Here is a 22,340-nt window from a genome sequence, read left to right on the forward strand (position 1 = left end):
GAATGCGCAAGATAATTCTGCTCGGATCGACCGGATCAATTGGCACTCAGGCGCTTGACGTCATCGATGCCAATCGCGACCAATTCGAAGTAGTGGGGCTGGCCGCCGGGTCGAACCGCGCGCTCGCTGAGGAACAAGCTGCGCGTTTTGGCGTCGAGCACATTGCGTTCGGTGCTGAAGCGGCTGCTCAGTTGGCTCGGGATGTCGAGGCTGACGTTATCGTCAACGGAATCACGGGTTCTGTGGGCTTGGGTCCCACGCTCGCTGCGCTTGATTCTGGCGCAGTGTTGGCTTTGGCCAACAAGGAGAGTTTGATTGTCGGTGGCGATTTAGTGATGTCGCGAGCGAAGCCGGGCCAGATTGTTCCGGTGGACTCCGAGCATTCGGCCATCGCGCAAGCACTTCGTTCGGGGGAGCACTCGGAGGTGCAGCGTCTAGTTTTGACGGCATCCGGTGGTCCGTTCCGCGGTCGATCGCGAGAGTCGTTGCATGAGGTAACGCCGCGCGAGGCGTTGGCGCATCCGACGTGGGACATGGGCCTCGTAATCACCACGAACTCCTCGACACTGGTCAACAAGGGTCTCGAAGTGATTGAGGCACACTTGCTGTTTGACGTGCCATATGACCGCATTGCTGTCACCGTCCATCCTCAGTCCATTGTTCATTCGATGGTCGAGTTTGTGGATGGCTCGACGATTGCCCAGGCAAGCCCGCCCAATATGCGCTTGCCCATTTCGCTCGCATTGGATTGGCCGCACCGTGTTCCGGGTGTCGGCGTACCGCTGGACTGGACTACAGCAAGCACGTGGAGTTTTGAGCCGCTCGATAGCGAAGTTTTTCCTGCAGTCGAGATGGCGAAGGCTGTCGGTACGGCAGGCCTCACATTCCCGGCAGTTTTCAATGCGGCAAACGAGCAAGCGGTGCTGGCGTTCCACGCTGGTGCTATCGGTTACCTCGACATCTTGGATGTCGTCGAGCGGGTCGTTGAGAGCCACCAGCCGACCGAGTTGAGTCTTGACGCCCTGCACGAGGCCGAGGTCTGGGCTCGTCGTGAAGCAGATTCGGTTGTGTCAAAGACTCGCCACTGAGTCTCAAAAACCCCCAGTGCGGGGTAGTTCTGAGGTCTGCACAGCGCTGGCACAGGTGGACGTCGGCGCTCGTGGCTATTCTTAGCGGGTGGAAAACGTGCTCTTGTATATTCTCGGCATCCTTGTTGTCGTCGTCGGACTCGCCGTGTCTATCGGCCTGCACGAAATCGGCCACTTACTGCCGGCGAAGCTCTTTGGGGTGCGCGTAAGCCAGTACATGATTGGGTTTGGCCCGACTATTTTCTCCCGCAAACGGGGAGAGACGGAGTACGGCGTCAAGGCAATTCCTCTTGGCGGTTACATCGCCATGGCGGGAATGTATCCTCCGGGCAAAGCAAACAGTGGGGGGCGCACCGCCACGACAGGTATGTTTCAGGCTCTGATTCAGGATGCTCGTACTGCCAGCGCTGACACTCTCGTGGACGTTGATGAGTCGCGGGCCTTCTATCGCCTGCCCATTATCAAACGGATCATCATCATGCTGGGTGGCCCGGTGATGAACCTGCTTATTGCCATCGTCATGTTCGCGATTCTTTTCATGGGATTTGGTGTTGCCCAGACGAGCACCACAATCGGGAGTGTCTCGGAGTGTGTGCTCCCTGCGACTTCTGAACGTCAGTCGTGCGAAAGCGCTGATCCTGCGGCCCCTGGTTTTGCGGCTGGGATGCTCCCCGGCGACCGTTTGGTGTCGATGGACGGTGAGCCGGTCGAGACGTGGGCTGAAGCCACTGAGTACATCCGTGCGGCTGCTGGCGACGAGCTAACGGTCGTTGTCGAGCGCGATGGCGCCGAGGTCACTCTGGTGGCCGAGCCGCTGCTGACCGAACGCTATGTTTACGATGATCGAGGGGCAATTGTCGAAGATGCCGACGGCAACCCTCAGACCGAAGAGTACGGTTTCTTGGGGATTGGTTCGGCGGTTGAAGCGGTGCGCCAGCCTGTTACCGCAGTGCTTCCCGCGGTCGGTGACAACGTTGTTGCTGTCGCCAACGTCATCCTGCACCTTCCGCAGCGCATGGTTGATATCGCGAATGCGGCTTTTGGGCCAGATGAGCGCGACCCCAACGGACCAATCAGTGTTGTTGGAGTCGGCCGGATCGCTGGTGAGATTGCCAGCCTCGATTCCTCTCCGGTTGCAGACCGAGTGGCCTCGCTCATTGGACTGATTGGTTCACTAAACGTCGCACTCTTCGTCTTCAACCTCGTGCCACTCATGCCGCTTGATGGTGGACACGTCGCCGGTGCGCTCTATGAAGGTATTCGACGGTTCTTCGCGAAGCTCTTTGGCAAGCCCGATCCTGGACCGGTCGATACCGCCAAGATCATCCCGTTGACGCTAGTGGTTGTTGTCTTGCTCGGAGCAATGAGCGCGCTGCTCATCTATGCAGACATTGTGAAGCCCATTTCGATCTTTTAGTTTTTGGCGAATTGCGGTCTAGCCCCGTGAGGCCAGACCGCAATCAACCGTGCAAGTGCCGAACGCTGCAACGCCGACGGTGCAGTACCGACGGACTAGCACGAACTAGTGAGTACTAGCGGGTTAGCAGCAGGGCGTCGCCCTGACCGCCGCCTCCGCACAGTGCGACTGCGGCGCGACCTGAGCCGCGGCGGGCAAGTTCGTGCGCTGCATGAACGACGAGGCGAGCACCGGATGCGCCAACGGGGTGTCCGATCGCTATAGCGCCACCGTGGATATTTACGATGTCATGACTGAGCCCGAGCTCGGCGGTCGAGCGCAGGCTCACTGCGGCGAAGGCCTCGTTGATCTCGGCAAAGTCGAGGTCGCCAGCGCTCCATCCTGCGTTGTCGAGGGCGGCGGCGATAGCGCGCGCTGGCTGCGAGTGCAGCGAGTTGTCTGGGCCGGCGACATGGCCGGAGCGGTCGAGCACGGCAAGCCAGGTGAGTCCGTTTTCTTCAGCCCAGGCGCGACTGGCTAGGATCACGGCGGATGCTCCGTCGCTTAGGGGCGACGAGTTTCCGGCGGTGATCGTGCCTTCGGGATCGAAAGCGGGACGCAGCCCGGCGAGAGTTTCGACGGTGGTGGTTGCTCGCACACCCTCATCCGTGTCCAGAATGAGGTCGTCACCCTTGCGCTGCGGGATAGTCACCGGTGCAATCTCGTCGACGAAGATGCCGGCTTCGATTGCGGCGGCCGCTCGCTGGTGCGAGGCAGCGGCGATTTCGTCCTGTTCGGTGCGGCCAATATTGAGGCGGCCGTTGTGACGTTCGGTGCTAGCGCCCATTGACTCGGCATCAAAAGCATCGGTGAGGGCATCGTGCGCGGCAGAGTCCAGTGCTGACACTGTGCCGTAAGCCCAGCCCATGCGCGATCCGGGGAGCACGTGCGGTGCGTTAGTCATGGATTCTTGACCGCCGGCAGCGACGACATTTGCTTCGCCGAGACGGATGAGGCGTGCAGCATCCACGATTGCGGCAAGCCCGGAAAGACACACTTTGTTCACTGTGACGGTGGGGGTTTTCCAGGCGAGGCCTGCGGCGATGGCCGTTTGGCGCGCGGGGTTCTGCCCGGCGCCGGCCTGAATGACCTGGCCGAAGATCACTTGGTCAATGGAGTCAACGTCGACGCCGGAGCGTTCGACGGCGGCGCGAAGCGCTATGGCGCCGAGCTCGACGGCGGTGAGTGAGGCGAGTTGTCCGCGCAGTTTCCCTTGTGGAGTGCGTGTTGCGGAAAGGACTACTACATCGTTGGGTGCAGGGGTGTTGGCCACTGTGCAAACTCCTTTGTTGGTGCGCCGTTGTTGACAGCGAGGTTGAGCAACCATAGGCTACATGAAACCTGAACCGGGTCTCAGGTTCAGATCACAATCCTCCTAAGGCAGCAGGAAAGGTCCCATCATGCGGGTCAGTAAAAAGTACCTCGCTCCAGCGTTAATTGCGACGGTAGCTCTCACACTGGCGGGCTGTGCCCCCAGCGTAGATAGCGGTTCGGGCGGCGACGAGCTCGCTCCGGTCGACATCTCCATCATCACCTCCCAAACCGGCCCCCTTGCGGCTTATGGTGAGGCCTACCTCGCCGGATTCGACGCCGGTCTCGACTACGCCACCGACGGCACAGGCACCGTCGACGGCCGTGAACTCAACATCGAAATCACGGATGACGCCGGCGATGCCGACAAGGCAGTCACCGCAGCGAAAGACGTGATCGGTCAAGGCAAGAAGATCATCATGGGCACGGTGTCATCCGGAATCGCGCTCGCGCTGGCCGAACAGGCTGAGCAAAACAAGGTTCTCTACATTTCGGGCCCCGCAGCCGCTGATGCCATCACCGGTGTCAATGGCTACACCTTCCGTTCAGGTCGCCAGAGCTACCAAGACGTCGCTACTGCAGGAACCTTTATCGGAGACCCTTCGGGTAAGTCGGTTCTCGTCTTCGGTCAGGACACCGCATTCGGTCAGGGCAACGTTGCCGCAGCAACTGCCGTCCTCGGCGGCCAAGGTGCCGATGTGACGAGCTTGCTCGTTCCTGAAGACGCAACCGAGTTCACCCCGTTCGCCCAGCAGATTGTTGATGCCCAGCCTGACCTCGTGTTCGTGGCGTGGGCTGGAGCTACCTCGGGTGCGATGTGGGAGGCACTCAGCCAGCAGGGCGTGTTCGATAGCGTTCCGGTTGCTACCGGGCTTGGCGATATCTCGACCTACGGCGCCTACGGTCCCGCTAGCGACAAGATCAGCTTCCTCAACCACTACTTCGGTGGAGCAACAGACAACGACGCCAACTCGGCCATGGTGAGCTACCTCGAGGCAGAGGGCAAGCAGGCTGACCTGTTCTCGCCTGATGGCTTCGTTGCCGCGCAGATGGTTGTTCAGGCTGTGCGTGAAGGCGGCGACGATGTCGACGCCATGATTGCGGCTCTTGAAGGTTGGACGTTCGACTCCGTCAAGGGATCGATCACCGTCCGCGCTGAAGACCACGCCATGATCCAGCCCATGTTCCAGGTAACTCTTGTCGCTGACGGCGACTCGTGGATGCCTGAGCTGGTAACCGCGGTTGACGCTGAAGCTGTCACGCCTCCCGTCGCTGAATAACCAACGAAGTTAGAAGCTATGTCGAACCAGCCCGTGCTCACGGTCGAGCATCTAGCTCTCACGATTGGCGGTGCCGTCATCATCGATGACGTGTCACTGTCGGTAGCGAAGGGCGAGATGCTCGGCGTGATCGGCCCTAACGGGGCCGGAAAAACCACGCTATTCAACCTCATCTCTGGAGTGATGACTCCCACGACGGGAACCGTCAGTCTTGAGGGGCGCGATGTCACGAATCAGACCATTGATGCGCGAGCCCGGGCTGGGCTCGGCAGAACCTTTCAGACCTCCAGTCTCTTTCCGGCGTTGAGCGCTGTGGAGAACGTGAGGCTGGCAGCTCAAGTCAAGCTGGGTGGTGCTACTTCGGTGCTCCGCTTTCCCAGGCCAACCGATGCCGCATCGACGATTGCTCGAGCGGGGCTCGACGAGGTCGGTTTGGGTCATCACAGTGAGACGCTGGCAGGAGTTCTCTCCCACGGTGACAAGCGCAAGCTTGAGATCGCCATGCTGCTCGCTACTGACCCGAGCGTGATCTTGCTCGACGAGCCGATGGCAGGGGTCGCCTCTGGAGATGTTGCTGGACTCAGCGACGTCATCCGCCAGGTTCATCAGTCTGGACGCACAGTGTTGATGGTTGAACACCACATGGATGTCGTGCTCGGCTTGGTTGACCGTGTTGCGGTTATGCACCATGGTCAGTTGCTCGCGTGTGACACCCCGGATGCCGTGATGGCAGACGAAGCGGTGCAGAAAGCTTATTTGGGGGCACCACTATGACCGAGTCGACCGGCACGACGCCGACGATCACAGATTCGATTTTGACGGTTGCTGATCTCAGCGCAAGCATCGAGGGTCAGCAGGTTGTTGAAGCGGTGAGTTTCGAGATGCTCCCCGTTGGTGTGACGGCACTCTTGGGGCGCAATGGTGTTGGCAAGACGAGCACTTTGCGCGCGATCATGGGGCTAATCGAACGTTCTGGGGAAGTGACTTTGGCGGGGGAGCGGGTCGACCGCGAACCTACCCATCGAATTGTGCAGCGCGGTGTTGGCTATGTTCCGGAGGATCGCGAAGTGTTTGCGTCTCTCACGGTTGCCGAAAACTTGCGCCTCGCTGAGCGTGACTCTTCACCAAATCGTGAACTGATCGCCGAGCTTTTTCCTGATCTCACTCAGCGGGCTGGCCAACTTGCGGGAACCCTGTCTGGTGGTCAGCAACAAATGGTCTCGCTTGCTCGTGCACTCGTTAACGACAACCGCGTGCTGTTGGTTGATGAACCGACTAAGGGGCTAGCGCCGTTGATTGTGATGGATGTCGCTCGGGCTCTGGAACGGGCAGCGCAGTCTGTTCCCGTTCTGCTCGTTGAACAGAATCTTCAGGTTGTGCGGATGCTCGCAGAGAAGGCCATCGTGCTTGAAGGTGGCCGCGTTGTTTACGACGGCAGCGCCGAAGAACTCTTGGGCGATGAAGCCCTAACAAAAGAATTGCTGGGAGTCGCATGAGCACCATAATTCTCCTGTTGATTACCGGTCTGGGGCTTGGTGCCCTGTATTTCTTGGTGGCATCCGGTCTCTCGCTGATCTACGGCCTCATGGGAGTGCTGAATTTCGCGCACGGTTCATTTCTCACTCTCGGCGCTTTTGCCGGTTGGGAACTGGCGCGGCGTCTGGGCGGAGAGAGCTGGGGCACGCTAATTGCTTCGTTGCTGCTCGGCATGGTCGTTGGCGCTACCGTCGCTGCGGCAACTGAGTTTTTGCTGATCCGGCGGTTGTACAACCGGCACATTGAGCAAGTGCTTGTCACCGTGGGATTGGCTCTGGCGACGGTTGCACTTTTTGAGGGAATTTGGGGTACTGATCCCATCTACGTCACTGCACCACCATGGTTGTCGCAAACGACAGAGATATTGGGGGCGCGCGTTCCGAATGATCGCTTCTTGCTCATCGGGGCTGCGGTGCTCGTACTGCTCGGCATTGTTGCATTCTTGAGGTACACGCGGTTTGGGCTTGTCATTCGGGCTGGTGTCGAAAATCGTTCGATGGTGACCGCGTTGGGGATCGACGTGCGTAAAGCTTTCACCGTTGTCTTTGCGATTGGAGGGGCAGCAGCTGGTCTCGGTGGGGTGCTCGCCTCGCACTACTTCGGTTACGTTTCACCGCAGCTGGGCGGATCACTGCTGATCTTTGCTTTCATCGTCACCGTGATTGGTGGTTTGGGTTCGCTCGCTGGCGCGGCGATTGCGTCGGTGGCTGTCGCCATCCTGCAGCAGTTTGCTAACTATTTCTTGGGCGGAACTGGCGACCTCATGGTTGTTCTGTTGCTCGCTGTCGTGCTGTTGGTTCGCCCAACCGGAATTTTGGGGAAGAAGGCATGAAGTCGCTAACGAACCTCAGCCAGCGCACGTGGTGGATGCTCGGGGGAGCGTTTGTGGTGTTCGCCGCCCTGCTGCCGCTGCTGAACATCTCTATCCCCGGCGTACTGCCAGGGGCCACCTACACGCCGGGTACGCTTCAGTTGCTCGCCCTCGCGCTACTCTTTGCTTCGCTTGCTCTGAGCTACCATTTGCTGTTTGGCACGGCGGGCATGCTGTCCTTTGGCCATGCGCTCTACTTTGCCCTCGGTGCTTACGGACTTGGCATTGTGTTGCAGCAAACTGAGCTCACCCTGATCCCGGCGCTCGGCCTCACTCTGGCGATTGTCATCGCGGCCGCCTATTTACTCGGCTCGCTGAGCTTACGAGTTACTGGAATCTCCTTCGCGATGGTCACTTTGGCTTTTGCGCAGGCAGGAAACGTACTCGTGCGACGTAATCCTTCCGTCACTGGCGGCGAGGAGGGGCTGCGGCTCGACACCGAGCACATCCCCGACTTTTTCGTTGGTGTGATCAATACACGAAACCTTTACTGGCTTGCGCTCGCGCTGCTGGTCATCGTTTTTGTCGTCGTGGCGTGGTTCGAAAATTCTCGAGCCGGTCACGCGGTGACGGCAACGCGCGAAAACGAGTTGAGAGTGCGAGTGCTCGGATTACGCCCGTTCGGCGTCAAACTCATGGCGTTCGTCATCGCGTCGGTTTTGGCATCGCTCGTGGGAATGGTGCACTTGCTGCTTCAGAGCGGAACGACTCCTCGAGCAACATCCGCAGACTTCACGCTCACGATTCTGGTGATTGTGGTGCTCGGAGGTGTCGGTTCGCGATGGGGTGCCATCGTCGGCGGAATCATCTACACCTTGCTCGATCAGAGACTGACGGCGCTCGCAGGTTCCGACGCAATTGCCGGACTTCCCGCAGTTTTGCGTATTCCTCTGTCAGAACCGCTCTTTATCTTGGGCACGCTGTTTATCCTTGTGGTGTTGTTCCTTCCCGGAGGAATTGCCGGTGCAGTGCGGCGCCTAGGAACAGGCACTCGTTCGACGCCGGCTGCTCGCAAGCAGCTTGAGGAGGCGGAATGAGTCAGCCTGATGGGCTACACACGCTAGGGCGGTGGACGGCCGATCGCGCCATCGCTACGCCAGAGCGCGTAGCTGTTGATGACCGTGGTGTGGTGCTGACTTACCGGCAGTTGGATGATCGGGCCACAGCCCTCGCCGCCGCTTTCCTCGATGGCGGCTACGGTGTTGGCGATCGAATTGCGACGATTACCGGCAACAGCTCAGACCACGTTGTGGTGTTCTTTGCGTGTGCAAAGGCAGGGCTCGTACTTGTGCCACTGTCGTGGCGCCTCTCTCCGCGAGAGATCGCTCAGCAACTGGAGCAAGCAGATCCCGCACTGTTGCTCGTCGAAGACGAATTTTCGACCCTGGCTTCACTCGCCACAGATCGCCTTCGGGCCCCCATTGCCCGTAGCATTTTGGGCACCCACGGTATCGAACGAGACATTGTTGCCCCGTTGCGCCAGGATGCGGCACTGCCGGTGCGACGACCCGTCCGAGACGAGGACGCTCTCCTCATCGTGTTTACCTCGGGCACCCTCGAGCAAGCTAAGGGCGCCATCCTCAGTCATTCCAATTGCTTTTGGACGAACCTGTCACTCTCTCGTACTGCCGAGATCACGAGCGCTGACACGGTGCTCGCGGTAATGCCTCAGTATCACGTTGGCGGGTGGAACATTCAGCCACTCTTGGCGTGGTGGATGGGGGCAACAGTGGTTCTTGAGCGCACTTTTGACCCCGCACGCGTGCTTCAACTTATTGCTGATCGGCGCATTACGACGATGATGGGCGTGCCAGCGAACTACCTAATTTTGTCGCAGCATCCACGATTCGCGTCGAGTGATTTGTCGAGTCTGGCGCACGCCATTGTTGGTGGTGCTCCTATGCCCGAACCGTTGCTGAGGGTGTGGCACGGTCGGGGTGTAGCGCTTACGCAGGGCTATGGCCTCACCGAAGCTGCCCCCAATGTGCTGTGCCTTCCCGATGAGGAAGCGCGCGTTCGCATCGGATCAGCGGGCAAACCGTATCCGCATGTTGACGTCGATATCGCCGACCCCGTCACGGGAGAACGAATCACTGGCGCCGGGCAGGGAGAGCTGCTGGTTCATGGCCCGGGTGTCTTCACTGGCTACTTTCGCGCCCCAGAAGCGACGGCACTCGCTCTTCGCGAAGGGTGGCTGGCCACGGGAGACCTGGTGGATCGGGATGCGGAAGGTTACTACCGCGTTCTCGATCGAATCAAGGACATTTTTATCACCGGGGGAGAGTCGGTAGCTCCTGCAGAAATTGAGGGTGTGCTGTTCGGGCATCCAGCTATTGCTGACGTCGCCGTTGTCGGAGTGCCAGACGAGCAGTGGGGCGAAGTTGCCGTCGCCTGGGTCGTCGTTCGCTCTGGTGAATCGACCGATGAAACTGACGTTCTCGATTTTGCCCTCGCTTCTCTCGCCAAGTTCAAAGTGCCGAAACGAGTGCTATTCGTGGAGTCGATTCCCCGGTCATCCAGCGACAAAGTTCGACGTCGTGTACTTCTTAGCCAATGGACAGAACAGTCGGCACAATCAGGACGGATCAGTTCATGAGCACACCACTTACCGCTCGCGGCACCCGCACCAAGACGAAACTGATCGAGGCTGCCGAGACAATCTTTGCCCGTTATGGCTACACGGATGCTTCTGTCGTGCGCATCACAGAAGAGGCCGGCGTAGGTCAGGGCACGTTCTATTTGTACTTTTCGAGCAAGCTCGAGATTTTCGAAGAGCTCGTGGAGGATCTGAATCGGCGTGTTCGTCGGGCGATGAGTGAAGCATCGGGCACAGCATCCAATCGCATTGAATCAGAGCGCGCCGGCTTTCGGGCGTTCTTCGAATTCACGGCGGAACACCCCGCGCTGTACCGCGTGGTGCGCGAGGCTGAATTTGTTTCGCCCAAGTCGCTGCGATTGCACTATTCGCGCATCGTCGATGGCTATATCGAAGGTCTCAAAGAAGCACAGTTGCTCGGGGAAATCGGTGACGTTGATCCGACCGTTGCAGCCTGGGCGCTGATGGGCATCGGCGAAATGATTGGGATGCGGTGGGTCTTGTGGGGAGACTCCCCGTCGGCGGGCCATGACGCCGATCCGACCGCAAGTGGAACATCGCGGGTTCCCGATGAAGTTCTCGATCAAATGATCACGTTTATCCGCCGAGGTCTGGCAGTGCCAGAGCCGCGCAGTGAAGGAGTCGAGAAATGACTGATCTGACGGGCCGAAGGGCCCTCGTTACGGGTGGCGCAAGTGGAATTGGTGCCTCCTGTACTGTCGCGCTGGCCAAGGCCGGAGCTCACGTGATTGTTGCCGATCTCAACGGTGATGCTGCCACCGCTCAGGCGACGCTCGTGGGTGGGGAGGCCTGGCAGGTCGACCTCACCGACACCGCGGCTCTTGCGGACCTCTCACTCGACATCGACATTCTCGTAAACAATGCCGGTATCCAACACGTGAGCCCGATCGAGAGTTTCGAGCCGGCGATGTTTAGCCGCATTCTCGATCTCATGATTGAGGCACCGTTCTTGCTTGTGCGGGCCGCACTGCCGCGCATGTATGAGCGCGAATTCGGTCGCATCATCAACATCAGCTCGGTTCATGGTTTGCGGGCATCGCCATACAAGTCAGCGTATGTTGCCGCCAAGCATGCCCTTGAAGGCTTTTCGAAGGTCACGGCGCTGGAGGGCGGCGAGCACGGGGTGACAAGCAACTGCGTCAACCCCGGTTACGTTCGCACTCCGCTCGTCGAGAAGCAGATCGCTGATCAGGCAAAGGTTCACGGCATTCCCGAATCTGAGGTTGTCGAAAAGGTCATGCTCACTGAGAGTGCCATTAAGCGTTTGCTTGAGCCGTCCGAAGTTGCCGACCTCGTGCTGTGGCTTGCTGGTGACACCGCCGGAATGGTGACGGGCGCCTCGTACACAATGGATGGCGGCTGGAGCGCACGATGACTCAGCACTATCGAACTATCACGTGTCTCGTCGATGGCGGCGAACTCACGGCAGCCATCTGGGAGCCAGCCGAGCCACCGAAGGGCACCATCCTGGCGATCCACGGCATCACGGCATCCCATATGTCATGGCCTCTGATTGCCGCAGCTTTTCCTGAGTATCGCGTTATCGCTCCCGACCTGCGGGGGCGCGGTGCGAGCCGTGGCCTTCCTGCTCCGTTCGGGATGCCGCAGCACGCCGCTGACATGAACGCGCTGTTGGCTGCGACAGAGACGCAATCGGCGCTCGTTGTTGCTCATTCGATGGGTGGTTTTGTCGCTGCAAGCCTTTCGGCGCTCTACCCGGAGCGCGTGACCGGGTTGGTTCTCATTGATGGTGGTCTGCCGATTCCGGCTCCGAAGGGCACGACGATGGAGGAACTTCCTCAAGTGATTTTGGGGCCGGCGGCGGAGCGACTGTCGATGACGTTCCCGGATCGTGCCAGCTATCAAGATTTTTGGGCTCAGCATCCGGCATTTGAGGGTAATTTCACTCAAGCGGTGCGTGACTATGTTGACTACGACTTGGTTGGTACTGAGCCAGCGTTGCATCCGGCAAGCAATATTGAGGCGGTCACTTATGATGCGTTGCAGTTGAGCGGCGATGCGGAATATTTGGGTGCGCTTCGGGCAATTAGGGTGCCGGTTCATTTCATCCGTGCACCTCGAGGGCTTCTCAATCAGGTGCCCGCGTTGTATTCTCCGGAACAGTGTGAGCAGTGGCACAGAGAGCTTCCTCAGGTGATTTTTCATGAGGCGCACGATGTCAACCACTACACAATTACTTTGACGCAGCGCGGCGCAGATTGTGTTGCGGACGTCATGGGTGAACTATTGGCGAGTCAACCGCGGGAGGTTCGAGCGTGAGTATCGATAAGACAGTGGGGTCGGCGGCGGAGGCAGTCGCGGATATTCCGAGTGGGGCATCTCTTGCCGTTGGCGGCTTCGGTCTCTGTGGCAACCCAATGGTGTTGATTGAGGCGTTATTGGAGTTGGGCTCTGATGACCTCAGCATTGTGAGCAACAACTGTGGTGTGGATGACTGGGGGCTTGGCGTGCTACTGGCGGCCCGTCGCATCCGGAAAATGACGTCGTCGTATGTTGGTGAGAACAAGGAGTTTGAGCGCCAGTTTTTGACGGGTGAGCTTGAAGTTGAGCTGACTCCACAGGGCACGCTCGCCGAGAAGCTACGCTCCGGTGGTTCCGGAGTGGCGGCGTTCTTCACCCAGACGGGCGTGGGTACTCAGGTCGCTGAGGGTGGTCTTCCGCGGCGCTATGACGGTGCCGGTGGCATTGCGATCGCCTCGCCTCCGAAGGAGGTTCGCTCATTCGATGTGGACGGAACGTCAAAAGAGTTCGTTCTCGAAGAATCGATCACGACTGACTTTTCACTCGTACATGCCCTTAAAGGGGACCGTCACGGCAACCTTGTGTTCGCCAAGTCGGCCCGCAACTTCTCGCCGCTCGCGGCAATGGCTGGCCGCATCTGTATCGCTCAGGTTGAAGAGCTAGTTGAACCTGGTGAAATCGAACCGGATGCCGTGCACTTGCCCGGTGTGTATGTCACGCGGGTCATTGAGGTTGGTTCCGATGTCGAGAAGCGTATTGAACGTCGCACAGTGCAGAAGGTGGTTGCGTAATGGCTTTGACTCGTGAAGAAATGGCCGCGCGGGCGGCGCTCGAACTTGCTGACGGTTCCTATGTGAATCTGGGCATCGGCCTTCCGACGCTCGTGCCGAACTATGTTCCCGAGGGGCGCACTGTTGTGTTGCAGTCGGAGAACGGCATCCTCGGTGTTGGACCGTACCCGACGGAGGAAAACGTCGACCCTGACCTGATCAACGCAGGAAAGGAAACCGTCACCACGCTTCCCGGCACAGCCTTCTTTGACTCTGCTATGAGCTTTGGCATGATCCGCGGTGGCAAGATCGATGCCGCCATTTTGGGTGCAATGCAAGTATCTGTTGCCGGAGATCTGGCCAATTGGATGATTCCCGGAAAGATGGTGAAGGGCCCAGGCGGCGCGATGGATCTTGTGCACGGTGCTGCACGAGTGATCGTGCTCATGGAACACGTCGCGAAAGACGGAACTCCCAAGATCGTGAATGAGTGCTCGCTACCGCTCACCGGCCGAGGTGTTGTTCACCGCATCATCACGGATCTTGCCGTGATCGATATCACTCCAACGGGTCTCGTGCTGCGCGAGCTCGCTCCCGGAGTCGACGAAGCCACCGTGCGGGCCGCTACCGAGCCTGAACTCACGGTCGACCTCATCGCTCACTAGGTTTCTGTGGACACCCGCATTTCCAGCAGTTTCACCGACTAAAGGACACCCCATGGCTACTCTTCTCGACGGCATCATTCAGCACAGCATTACGACCCCGCGCCTTGTCGCGTCAGTGCTGGAAAGGCCAGCAGATCCGGCGAGCTCGACCGTCGTTTTTGTTCACGGCAACGTGTCATCGTCACTGTTCTGGCAACCAACAATGCTCGGACTCGACCCGAATGTTCGTGCGCTCGCCATCGATCTTCGCGGTTTTGGAGACAGCGAGACATTGCCAGTGGATGCCACCCGTGGCGTTCGCGATTTCTCTGACGACATCGCAGCAGTGCTGGATTCTCTCGGTGTAGAGCGCGCAAACTTTGTCGGGTGGAGCATGGGTGGCGGCGTCGTCATGCAGTTCATGATCGACCACGCTGAGCGTGTGGCAACAGCAACGTTTGTCTCCCCAGTGTCGCCCTATGGCTTTGGCGGAACCAAGGGCCCCACCGGCGAGATTCTCGCCCCGGAGTGCCCTGGCACCGGTGGCGGGGGAGCGAACCCCGACTTTATCGCCCAGCTCCAGGCGGGTAATACGGGTGTCGACTCTCCGGCATCCGCTCGCATGGTTTTCCGCACGGCATACGTTGCGAACCCCGAAGTGCACGCTGAGCATGAAGATCTGTGGGTTGAGTCGATGCTCACGACGGCGACAGGCGAAGACAATTACCCTGGCGATTCTGTCGTTATTGAGGCGTGGCCCGGATTCGGTCCCGGCGGTCGCGGAGTGCTCAATACGATGACGCCAGACCACTTCAATGTCAGTGGAATCACCGAATTGGCGAGCAAACCGCCCATTCTGTGGGTTCGCGGTCTCGGTGACGCGATTGTTTCGGATGCTTCGGGATTTGATCTCAACTTCTTGGGCCAACTCGGTGTCATTCCTGGTTGGCCGGGGGCGGACATCGCTCCGCCGCAGCCAATGATCGAACAAACTCGCGCTGTTTTCGATCGCTACGTCGCCAATGGCGGCGAATACACCGAGTTGGCGTGGGAAAACTGCGGCCATTCGGCTCACCTTGAACACCCCAAGGAGTTCGTTGAAGCCCTCGGCGCGCACCTCGCCGCGAACTAGCGTTCCGGTGTTGTTCAGGAGTCGGCTCTAGACTGGAATCGTGCCAGCAATCAATCTTGGAATGCCGAAAGTTCCCGAAGTCCTCGCTCCTCGTCGCAAGACCAGGCAGATTAAGGTCGGTTCTGTAGGAATCGGCAGCGAGTCGCAAGTCAGCGTGCAGTCTATGACGACGACGCAGACCACGAACATCGACGGAACTCTTCAGCAGATCGCCGAACTTACCGCCTCCGGTTGCGACATTGTTCGCGTCGCTGTTCCTCATCAGGATGATGCAGATGTCTTGCACATCATCGCGAAGAAGAGCCAAATTCCGGTTATCGCCGACATCCACTTTCAACCGCGCTATGTCTTTTCAGCGATCGATGCCGGAGTGGGCGCTGTTCGTGTCAATCCCGGAAATATCCGCAAGTTCGACGACAAAGTTGGCGAGATCGCCAAGGCAGCGAAAGATGCTGGCGTAAGCCTGCGGATCGGTGTGAATGCCGGTTCGCTTGAGCCGAGCATTCTGCAGAAGTACGGCAAGGCAACCGCAGAGGCGCTCGTTGAGAGTGCCGTCTGGGAAGCTGGGCTCTTCGAAGAGCACGACTTCCACGACTTCAAGATTTCGGTCAAGCACAACGACCCCATCGTCATGGTTAAGGCTTACCGCCTGCTCGCTGAGCGCGGTGACTGGCCGCTGCACTTGGGCGTCACCGAAGCTGGCCCCGAATTTCAAGGAACGATCAAGAGCGCTACCGCGTTCGGCATCTTGCTTTCCGAAGGCATTGGCGACACCATTCGGGTGTCCCTCTCGGCACCACCAGCTCAAGAGGTAAAGGTTGGACTGCAAATCCTGCAGTCGCTCAACCTTCGCGAGCGCAAGCTTGAAATCGTCTCGTGCCCCAGCTGCGGTCGCGCTCAGGTCGACGTCTATAAGTTGGCAAACGATGTCACCGAGGGCCTCGAGGGCATGACGGTTCCGTTGCGCGTTGCTGTCATGGGTTGTGTCGTGAATGGACCGGGTGAGGCTCGCGAAGCTGACCTCGGTGTTGCCAGCGGTAATGGCAAGGGCCAGATCTTTGTGAAGGGTGAAGTCATCAAGACTGTGCCCGAATCAGAGATCGTTGCGACTCTCATCGAAGAGGCCAATCGCATCGCAGCAGAAATGCCTGCCGGTGAGATCGGTACCCCGCAAGTACTGACACCGTAGCGCCACTAACATTGAGACGTGTCTACACGTCTTTCTCAACTCTTTGTCCGCACGCTCCGCGAAGACCCCGTCGATGCTGAGGTAGCCAGTCACCGCCTTTTGGTGCGTGCCGGTTACATCCGTCGTCAGGCTCCTGGTGTCTTTGCGTGGTTGCCACTTGGTCTCAAGGTTCGCCGCAATATCGAGGCGATCATCCGCGATGAGCTTGAATCGTTTGGCGCGCAAGAGGTGCACTTTCCGGCGTTGCTGCCGCGCGAGCCCTATGAGTTGACTGGTCGTTGGGCTGAGTATGGTGACGGTATTTTTCGTCTTCAGGACCGCCGCGGGGCTGACTATCTTTTGGCGCCAACGCACGAAGAGGTCTTCACGCTGCTCGTGAAAGACCTGTACTCGAGCTACAAGGATCTTCCGCTGGCGCTGTACCAAATCCAGGACAAGTACCGTGACGAAGCACGCCCTCGCGCGGGCCTATTGCGTGGTCGCGAGTTCTCGATGAAAGACAGCTACTCTTTCGATTACACGGATGCTGGCCTCGACGTTTCGTATCAGCAGCACCGTGACGCCTACGAGCGAATCTTCGCTCGCTTGGGCCTTGAGTACGTCGTGGTTGCTGCGGATGCTGGAGCCATGGGTGGCTCGAAGAGCGAAGAGTTCTTGCATCCAACCCCTATCGGCGAAGACACGTTTGTTCGCTCTGCTGGAGGCTATGCCGCGAACGTTGAGGCGTACCGCACAACAGTCCCAGAGTCGCTTCCCATTGATGGGCTTCCTAAACCGCTCATTTTTGATTCGCCAAACACACCAACGATCGACACGCTTGTCGCTCTAGCGAACGAGCAGCAGCCTCGCGCTGACCGCCAGTGGACTGCGGGAGACACGCTCAAGAACGTTGTCTTGGCGCTCAGCTCGCTCGATGGATCCCGCGAGCTTGTTGTTGTTGGGCTGCCAGGCGACCGCGATGTTGATCTCAAGCGCGCTGAGGTTGCCTTCGCGCCTGCTGAGGTCGAAGCGGCAACTCCAGAAGATTTCGCCACCCTTGCCAAGCTCGAGGGCAACCCCGGCTTTGTCAAGGGTTACATCGGCCCGTGGTCACCCGAGGGTGCCGTTATCGGTGAGAAGTCGGCAACCGGTGTCCGTTTCATGCTCGATCCCCGTGTCGTTGATGGAACTCAGTGGATCACCGGGGCGAACATCCACGAGAAGCACGTTCTCGGTCTTGTTGCCGGTCGTGATTTCATTGCCGACGGCACTGTAGAGATTTCCGATGTCCGCGCCGGTGACCCGGCTCCTGACGGCAGCGGACCCATCGAAACCGCTCGCGGAATGGAGATTGGGCACGTCTTCCAGCTCGGCCGCAAATATGCCGAGGTTCTCGGACTCAAGGTGCTCGATGAGAACGGCAAGCTTGTGACCGTCACGATGGGCTCTTACGGCATCGGGGTTACTCGCCTCATGGCTGCCATCGCTGAGACCACCAACGACGGCAAGGGCTTGCTCTGGCCGAAAAACATCAGCCCTTTCGACGTTCATATCGTGGCGGCAGGAAAAGACCCGCTCATTTTCGAGACCGCTGAGAACTTGGTGTCTTCGCTCGAAAGCGCCGGACTCGACGTGCTCTTCGACGACCGCCTCAAAGTTTCGCCCGGCGTAAAGTTTGGCGACGCTGAGCTGCTCGGTGTGCCCAAGATCGTCATTGTCGGTCGTGATGCTGCCAACGGAATGGTCGAAGTCTGGGATCGTACGACAAACGAGCGCACCAGCACGAGCATCGACGAGGTTGGTGCGGCGCTGCTCGCCTAAGGCGGCTAAACTAGCCTATTCGGAGCCAGTGAGGCTCCGGTTTATCACCCCTAAATGAATATCGGAGGCCCTCAATGGATATCGACTTGAGCGTGCTGCGCATGATGGAGCGCGAGCGAGAGATACCGTTCGAAGAGCTAGTGCAGATCATTGAGCAGGCAATCATGAGTGCCTACCTCAAGCACGTTGAGGCTCCCGAAGGTAAGGCCGCAGAACTTGCGCCGACTGCTCGCGTCGTACTTGACCGCAAGACTGGCCACGTCAGTGTGTGGGTTCCTGAATACGACGACGAAGGCGCAATCATCGGTGAGGCTGAAGACAGCCCGAGCGATTTTGGTCGTATTGCCGCGTTCGCAGCGAAGCAGGTTATTAACCAACGGCTTCGCGACATCGGTGACGACAAAGTTCTCGGCGAATTCAAAGGTCGTGAAGGCGACATTGTTGCCGGCGTCATTCAACAGGGTCCTAACCCTCGAATGATCCACATTGATCTGGGAACCGTCGAGGCGATTATGCCTCCAGAAGAGCAGGTTCCGAGCGAAGAGTACAAGCACGGTTCACGACTTCGTGTCTATGTCACCGCAGTGAACAAGGGCGATAAGGGCCCCCAGATTACGGTCAGCCGCACGCATCCTTCGCTCGTACGCAAGCTTTTTGCCCTTGAAGTCCCCGAGATTGCAAGCGGACTCGTCGAGATCACGTCAGTGGCTCGCGAAGCCGGTCACCGCACCAAGATGGCCGTGCGCGCGACTGAAACGGGAATCAACGCCAAGGGATCATGCATCGGCGAGCTTGGACAGCGTGTTCGCGCGGTCACAGCAGAACTCAACAACGAAAAGATCGACATTGTCGACTACTCGGAGAATCTTGCTGTTTTCGTCGCAAACGCGCTTTCACCTGCCAAGGTGTCCAGCTCGTTTGTCATCGACGAAGCAACCAAAGCTGTTCGTGCCCTCGTTCCCGATTACCAGCTTTCACTGGCAATCGGAAAAGAAGGACAAAATGCGCGCCTGGCAGCAAAACTGACCGGCGCCCGCATCGACATCCAGCCAGACTCGATTCTCGACGACGAGTAGTCATACGACTGCGGCAGGCTCTGCTCCCCGTGAGTTAGGGCTGACCGCGGTTGTGTGTCGCTCCCCAGCGCTGCTGACGTGCCGATACTGGGCGCGGGGGAGTGCGGGATTGGAGAGTAGGGGTATCATGGATGCAGTAAGAACGTGTATTGGCTGTCGCGCAAGCGGCAGCAGATCCTCGTTACTGAGGGTTATCGCATCTCACGGTGCGGTTGTGGCCGACCATTCGGCCACACGTCCGGGTCGCGGTGCGTGGCTCCACCCCACATCCACGTGTTTAGAGTCTGCAGTCAAACGCAGGGCTTTTGAGCGTGCATTGAAGGTGAAGTTGCCACTAGATACCGGAACACTTCTTTCAGTGTTAGCTGAATATGAGACGGGACATCAACCGATGTCCCCTAACGAACAGGCTGATTGACCTATGGACAACTAATGAGCGGCTCGAAATGAGTTCCGTCCGTAATTAGCGGTCTGCCCCTGTCTGGGAGCAGACCCAGACAGGAGAAATGTGGCTTCCAAACCACGCGTACACGAAGTTGCCGCCGAAGCAGGCGTCGATAGCAAGGCTGCACTAGCGAAGCTCAAAGAAATGGGCGAATTCGTTAAAGGCCCTTCGTCAAGCATTGAACCACCCGTCGCACGACGGCTAAAAGCTGCTCTAGAAGCAGACGCTGCGAAAGCACCGGCAGAGCCAGAGAAGCCCAAGGCTGCTCCCAAGGCCGCGCCGAAAGCTGCGCCAAAACCCAAGACCCCGGTGCCTAGTGCTCCGACCCCGGCAGAGGTTGTTGTAGAAGCCCCGGCTCCTACGCTAGCGCCCGAGCCGACTCACGAATCAGAAGAGGGCGCGGCCCCCGCACCGTTGACTGTCGCCGAGCGTCAAGCTCAGGCACTCGCTGCCGAAAAGGCTTTGGCTGCCGAGAAAGCATCCGCTGAGTCTGGAGCGAAGCCAGAGGGCAACGCCGCTGCGACTCCGAGCCCATCCTCTGTTCCTCGTCCGGGTACACCTCGTCCGGGAAACAACCCCTTTGCCTCTAACCAGGGAATGGGGCGTCCCGCTGCAAGCGGCGGCAACAGCTCAATTCCTCGCCCAGGCGCACCTCGCCCCGGACTTCCTCGTCCGGGTGCACCTCGCCCAGGCACTGCTCGCCCCGGCTCAGTTCGTCCAGGCGCTCCGCGCCCAGGCGGCCCTGGCCAGAGCGCACGCCCAGGTGGCTTCGGTCAGCGTCCAGGTGGCCCAGGTGCCGGTGGCGGTCAGCGTCCCGGTGGCGCTGGTGCTGGAGCCGGTGCTCGTCCAGGCGGCGCACCCAATAACTTTGGCCCCAACCGTCCGCCAGGCGGCGGTCGTGGTCGCGGTCCAGGTGGCGGCACTGCTGGTGCTTTCGGTCGCGGTGGCGGCAAGAGCAAGGCACGCAAGTCGAAGCGGGCGAAGCGGGCAGAGTTCGAACTGAGAGAAGCTCCTTCGCTTGGTGGCGTTAGCGTCCCCCGCGGAAACGGCAAGGAAGTAATTCGCCTTCGCCGTGGCGCATCGATCACCGACTTTGCCGACAAGATCGACACAAGCCCCGGAAACCTCGTTACCGTACTGTTCCACTTGGGACAGATGGCAACGGCAACGGAGTCTCTCGACGAGGCAACGTTCGACATCTTGGGCGAAGAGCTCGGCTTCAAGATCGAAATGGTCTCGCCAGAAGAAGAAGATCGCGAACTGCTGCTCGGCTTCGACATGGACCTCGATCAAGAACTTGAAGACGAGTCGGAAGACGAACTCGTAATTCGCCCTCCCGTTGTCACCGTTATGGGTCACGTCGACCACGGTAAGACCAAGTTGCTTGACGCTATCCGTAACGCCAACGTTGTCGCTGGCGAAGCCGGAGGCATCACGCAGCACATTGGTGCCTACCAGGTTGTCAAAGAGCACGACGGCCTCGAGCGTCCGATTACCTTCATTGACACCCCGGGTCACGAGGCGTTCACCGCCATGCGTGCTCGTGGTGCTCAGGTCACCGACGTTGCGATCCTCGTGGTTGCTGCAGATGACGGAATCATGCCCCAGACGGTTGAAGCCCTCAACCACGCTCAGGCAGCAAATGTTCCGATCGTTGTCGCAATCAACAAGATCGACAAAGAGGGTGCAAACCCGGCCAAGGTACGCCAGCAGCTCACCGAATTCGGCCTCGTGGCCGAAGAGTACGGTGGAGACACGATGTTCATGGACGTCTCGGCGCTCAACAAGATCGGTATCACCGAGCTTCTTGACGCTGTGCTCCTGACAGCGGATGCTGGGCTCGACCTGCGCGCAAACCCCAACAAGGATGCTCGTGGTGTTGCGATTGAAGCCAAGCTCGACAAGGGTCGCGGTGCTGTTGCTACCGTGCTCATCCAGTCGGGAACGCTTTCGGTCGGAGACCCCATCGTTGCCGGAACCGCTTACGGTCGCGTTCGTGCAATGTTCGACGAGAACGGCGACTCTGTCCTCAAGGCTGAGCCGTCGCGTCCGGTTGCTGTGCTCGGTTTGACCTCAGTACCCAAGGCCGGCGACGTGTTCTTGGTTACCGACGATGACCGCATGGCTCGTCAGATCGCCGAAAAGCGTGAAGCAGCAGAGCGCAATGCAATGCTCGCTCGTAGCCGCAAGCGCATCAGCCTCGAGGACTTCACGAAGGCCCTCGAAGATGGCAAGGTCGAATCGCTCAACCTCATCATCAAGGGTGACGTATCGGGTGCTGTTGAAGCCCTCGAAGAGTCGCTCCTCAAGATTGATGTTGATGACTCGGTTCAGCTGCGCATCATCCACCGCGGTGTTGGTGCTGTTACCGAGAGCGACATCAACCTCGCTACCGTCGACAACGCAATCATCATTGGATTCAACGTTCGCCCCGACCCGAAGGCACGGGAACGTGCCGCTCGCGAAGGTGTCGACGTTCGTTTCTACTCGGTCATCTACGCAGCACTCGAAGACGTCGAGAACTCGCTCAAGGGCATGCTCAAGCCAGAATTCGAAGAAGTTCAGTCTGGTGTTGCCGAGATCCGCGAGATCTTCCGTTCCTCCAAGGTCGGAAACATCGCCGGTGTCATCGTGCGCTCGGGAACGATCACGCGAAACGCCAAAGCACGAGTTATCCGCGAAGGTGTCGTCGTTGGCGACAACCTCGCAATCGACTCGCTGCGTCGCTTCAAGGATGACGTCACTGAAGTTCGCACCGACTATGAAGCCGGTATCGGACTTGGCAAGTTCAACGACATCCAAATCGGTGACGAGATCGAGACAATTGAAATGAAGGAAAAGCCGCGAGTCTAACTCGTTGGCT

General features: G+C 59.0%; 20 protein-coding genes. 19 read left to right on the forward strand and 1 reads right to left on the reverse strand.

Annotation, left to right across the window (positions count from 1 at the left end):
* Positions 1-2: 2 nt before the first annotated feature.
* Positions 3-1,088, forward strand: coding sequence for a 1-deoxy-D-xylulose-5-phosphate reductoisomerase (gene dxr / locus ACOH1Z_RS12800; RefSeq protein ID WP_449648883.1), 1,086 nt, complete (start codon positions 3-5; stop codon positions 1,086-1,088).
* A gap of 88 nt (positions 1,089-1,176) precedes the next feature.
* Complete coding sequence (locus tag ACOH1Z_RS12805; protein WP_449648884.1) at positions 1,177-2,505, forward strand: M50 family metallopeptidase; 1,329 nt, start codon at positions 1,177-1,179, stop codon at positions 2,503-2,505.
* A 115-nt stretch (positions 2,506-2,620) separates the two neighbouring features.
* Here ACOH1Z_RS12805 and ACOH1Z_RS12810 read toward each other — a convergent pair whose 3' ends face one another.
* Complete coding sequence (locus ACOH1Z_RS12810; RefSeq protein WP_449648885.1) at positions 2,621-3,817, reverse strand: acetyl-CoA C-acetyltransferase; 1,197 nt, start codon at positions 3,815-3,817, stop codon at positions 2,621-2,623.
* Positions 3,818-3,944: 127 nt separating this feature from the next.
* Here ACOH1Z_RS12810 and ACOH1Z_RS12815 point away from each other — a divergent pair, with 127 nt between their 5' ends.
* The 17 genes from ACOH1Z_RS12815 (at position 3,945) to infB (ending at position 22,330) form a co-directional block, all read left to right on the forward strand.
* Positions 3,945-5,135 carry a substrate-binding domain-containing protein gene (locus tag ACOH1Z_RS12815; protein WP_449648886.1) on the forward strand — a complete coding sequence of 397 codons (1,191 nt, stop codon included), beginning with the start codon at positions 3,945-3,947 and terminating at the stop codon, positions 5,133-5,135.
* A gap of 18 nt (positions 5,136-5,153) precedes the next feature.
* Positions 5,154-5,909 (forward strand): ABC transporter ATP-binding protein, encoded by a 756-nt coding sequence (locus tag ACOH1Z_RS12820; protein ID WP_449648887.1) that lies wholly within the window; start codon positions 5,154-5,156, stop codon positions 5,907-5,909.
* The gene (locus ACOH1Z_RS12825) at positions 5,906-6,631 is read left to right on the forward strand and encodes an ABC transporter ATP-binding protein (RefSeq protein WP_449648888.1); all 726 of its coding nucleotides are present in this window, start codon (positions 5,906-5,908) and stop codon (positions 6,629-6,631) included. Before ACOH1Z_RS12820 ends, ACOH1Z_RS12825 begins: the two co-directional genes overlap by 4 nt.
* On the forward strand, positions 6,628-7,503 hold the full coding sequence (locus ACOH1Z_RS12830; protein ID WP_449648889.1) for a branched-chain amino acid ABC transporter permease: 876 nt from the start codon (positions 6,628-6,630) through the stop codon (positions 7,501-7,503). The genes ACOH1Z_RS12825 and ACOH1Z_RS12830 overlap by 4 nt, the downstream gene beginning before the upstream one ends.
* Positions 7,500-8,579, forward strand: a complete 1,080-nt coding sequence (locus tag ACOH1Z_RS12835; protein WP_449648890.1) for a branched-chain amino acid ABC transporter permease — start codon at positions 7,500-7,502, stop codon at positions 8,577-8,579. Before ACOH1Z_RS12830 ends, ACOH1Z_RS12835 begins: the two co-directional genes overlap by 4 nt.
* The gene (locus ACOH1Z_RS12840; protein ID WP_449648891.1) at positions 8,576-10,138 is read left to right on the forward strand and encodes a class I adenylate-forming enzyme family protein; all 1,563 of its coding nucleotides are present in this window, start codon (positions 8,576-8,578) and stop codon (positions 10,136-10,138) included. Before ACOH1Z_RS12835 ends, ACOH1Z_RS12840 begins: the two co-directional genes overlap by 4 nt.
* Positions 10,135-10,791: a TetR/AcrR family transcriptional regulator gene (locus ACOH1Z_RS12845; RefSeq protein ID WP_449648892.1), complete on the forward strand. Its 657-nt coding sequence runs from the start codon at positions 10,135-10,137 to the stop codon at positions 10,789-10,791. The genes ACOH1Z_RS12840 and ACOH1Z_RS12845 overlap by 4 nt, the downstream gene beginning before the upstream one ends.
* Positions 10,788-11,534 (forward strand): 3-hydroxybutyrate dehydrogenase, encoded by a 747-nt coding sequence (locus tag ACOH1Z_RS12850; protein WP_449648893.1) that lies wholly within the window; start codon positions 10,788-10,790, stop codon positions 11,532-11,534. The genes ACOH1Z_RS12845 and ACOH1Z_RS12850 overlap by 4 nt, the downstream gene beginning before the upstream one ends.
* Positions 11,531-12,439, forward strand: coding sequence for an alpha/beta fold hydrolase (locus tag ACOH1Z_RS12855; RefSeq protein ID WP_449648894.1), 909 nt, complete (start codon positions 11,531-11,533; stop codon positions 12,437-12,439). The genes ACOH1Z_RS12850 and ACOH1Z_RS12855 overlap by 4 nt, the downstream gene beginning before the upstream one ends.
* On the forward strand, positions 12,436-13,212 hold the full coding sequence (locus tag ACOH1Z_RS12860; RefSeq protein WP_449648895.1) for a CoA transferase subunit A: 777 nt from the start codon (positions 12,436-12,438) through the stop codon (positions 13,210-13,212). The genes ACOH1Z_RS12855 and ACOH1Z_RS12860 overlap by 4 nt, the downstream gene beginning before the upstream one ends.
* Positions 13,212-13,856: a CoA transferase subunit B gene (locus tag ACOH1Z_RS12865; RefSeq protein ID WP_449648896.1), complete on the forward strand. Its 645-nt coding sequence runs from the start codon at positions 13,212-13,214 to the stop codon at positions 13,854-13,856. The genes ACOH1Z_RS12860 and ACOH1Z_RS12865 overlap by 1 nt, the downstream gene beginning before the upstream one ends.
* A gap of 52 nt (positions 13,857-13,908) precedes the next feature.
* A complete protein-coding gene (locus tag ACOH1Z_RS12870) occupies positions 13,909-14,967 on the forward strand; it encodes an alpha/beta fold hydrolase (protein ID WP_449648897.1) in 1,059 nt (352 codons plus the stop codon).
* Between the two features lie 40 nt (positions 14,968-15,007).
* The gene (gene ispG, locus ACOH1Z_RS12875; protein WP_449648898.1) at positions 15,008-16,156 is read left to right on the forward strand and encodes a flavodoxin-dependent (E)-4-hydroxy-3-methylbut-2-enyl-diphosphate synthase; all 1,149 of its coding nucleotides are present in this window, start codon (positions 15,008-15,010) and stop codon (positions 16,154-16,156) included.
* A gap of 18 nt (positions 16,157-16,174) precedes the next feature.
* The gene (locus ACOH1Z_RS12880; protein ID WP_449648899.1) at positions 16,175-17,956 is read left to right on the forward strand and encodes a proline--tRNA ligase; all 1,782 of its coding nucleotides are present in this window, start codon (positions 16,175-16,177) and stop codon (positions 17,954-17,956) included.
* Positions 17,957-18,030: 74 nt separating this feature from the next.
* A complete protein-coding gene (gene nusA / locus ACOH1Z_RS12885) occupies positions 18,031-19,032 on the forward strand; it encodes a transcription termination factor NusA (RefSeq protein ID WP_449648900.1) in 1,002 nt (333 codons plus the stop codon).
* Between the two features lie 127 nt (positions 19,033-19,159).
* Positions 19,160-19,450, forward strand: a complete 291-nt coding sequence (locus tag ACOH1Z_RS12890; protein ID WP_449648901.1) for a YlxR family protein — start codon at positions 19,160-19,162, stop codon at positions 19,448-19,450.
* Positions 19,451-19,540: 90 nt separating this feature from the next.
* Positions 19,541-22,330 carry a translation initiation factor IF-2 gene (infB, locus tag ACOH1Z_RS12895; RefSeq protein ID WP_449648902.1) on the forward strand — a complete coding sequence of 930 codons (2,790 nt, stop codon included), beginning with the start codon at positions 19,541-19,543 and terminating at the stop codon, positions 22,328-22,330.
* Positions 22,331-22,340: the final 10 nt, after the last annotated feature.

The sequence above is a fragment of the Rhodoglobus sp. genome (genome assembly GCF_053580035.1).

Bases quoted from the DNA above. Each gene is read 5' to 3' on its own strand.
- dxr (WP_449648883.1), top strand. From the start codon at position 3: ATGCGCAAGATAATTCTGCTCGGATCGACCGGATCAATTGGCACTCAG.
- ACOH1Z_RS12815 (WP_449648886.1), top strand. From the start codon at position 3,945: ATGCGGGTCAGTAAAAAGTACCTCGCTCCAGCGTTAATTGCGACGGTA.
- ACOH1Z_RS12820 (WP_449648887.1), top strand. From the start codon at position 5,154: ATGTCGAACCAGCCCGTGCTCACGGTCGAGCATCTAGCTCTCACGATT.
- ACOH1Z_RS12825 (WP_449648888.1), top strand. From the start codon at position 5,906: ATGACCGAGTCGACCGGCACGACGCCGACGATCACAGATTCGATTTTG.
- ACOH1Z_RS12830 (WP_449648889.1), top strand. From the start codon at position 6,628: ATGAGCACCATAATTCTCCTGTTGATTACCGGTCTGGGGCTTGGTGCC.
- ACOH1Z_RS12835 (WP_449648890.1), top strand. From the start codon at position 7,500: ATGAAGTCGCTAACGAACCTCAGCCAGCGCACGTGGTGGATGCTCGGG.
- ACOH1Z_RS12840 (WP_449648891.1), top strand. From the start codon at position 8,576: ATGAGTCAGCCTGATGGGCTACACACGCTAGGGCGGTGGACGGCCGAT.
- ACOH1Z_RS12845 (WP_449648892.1), top strand. From the start codon at position 10,135: ATGAGCACACCACTTACCGCTCGCGGCACCCGCACCAAGACGAAACTG.
- ACOH1Z_RS12850 (WP_449648893.1), top strand. From the start codon at position 10,788: ATGACTGATCTGACGGGCCGAAGGGCCCTCGTTACGGGTGGCGCAAGT.
- ACOH1Z_RS12855 (WP_449648894.1), top strand. From the start codon at position 11,531: ATGACTCAGCACTATCGAACTATCACGTGTCTCGTCGATGGCGGCGAA.
- ACOH1Z_RS12865 (WP_449648896.1), top strand. From the start codon at position 13,212: ATGGCTTTGACTCGTGAAGAAATGGCCGCGCGGGCGGCGCTCGAACTT.
- ACOH1Z_RS12870 (WP_449648897.1), top strand. From the start codon at position 13,909: ATGGCTACTCTTCTCGACGGCATCATTCAGCACAGCATTACGACCCCG.
- nusA (WP_449648900.1), top strand. From the start codon at position 18,031: ATGGATATCGACTTGAGCGTGCTGCGCATGATGGAGCGCGAGCGAGAG.
- ACOH1Z_RS12890 (WP_449648901.1), top strand. From the start codon at position 19,160: ATGGATGCAGTAAGAACGTGTATTGGCTGTCGCGCAAGCGGCAGCAGA.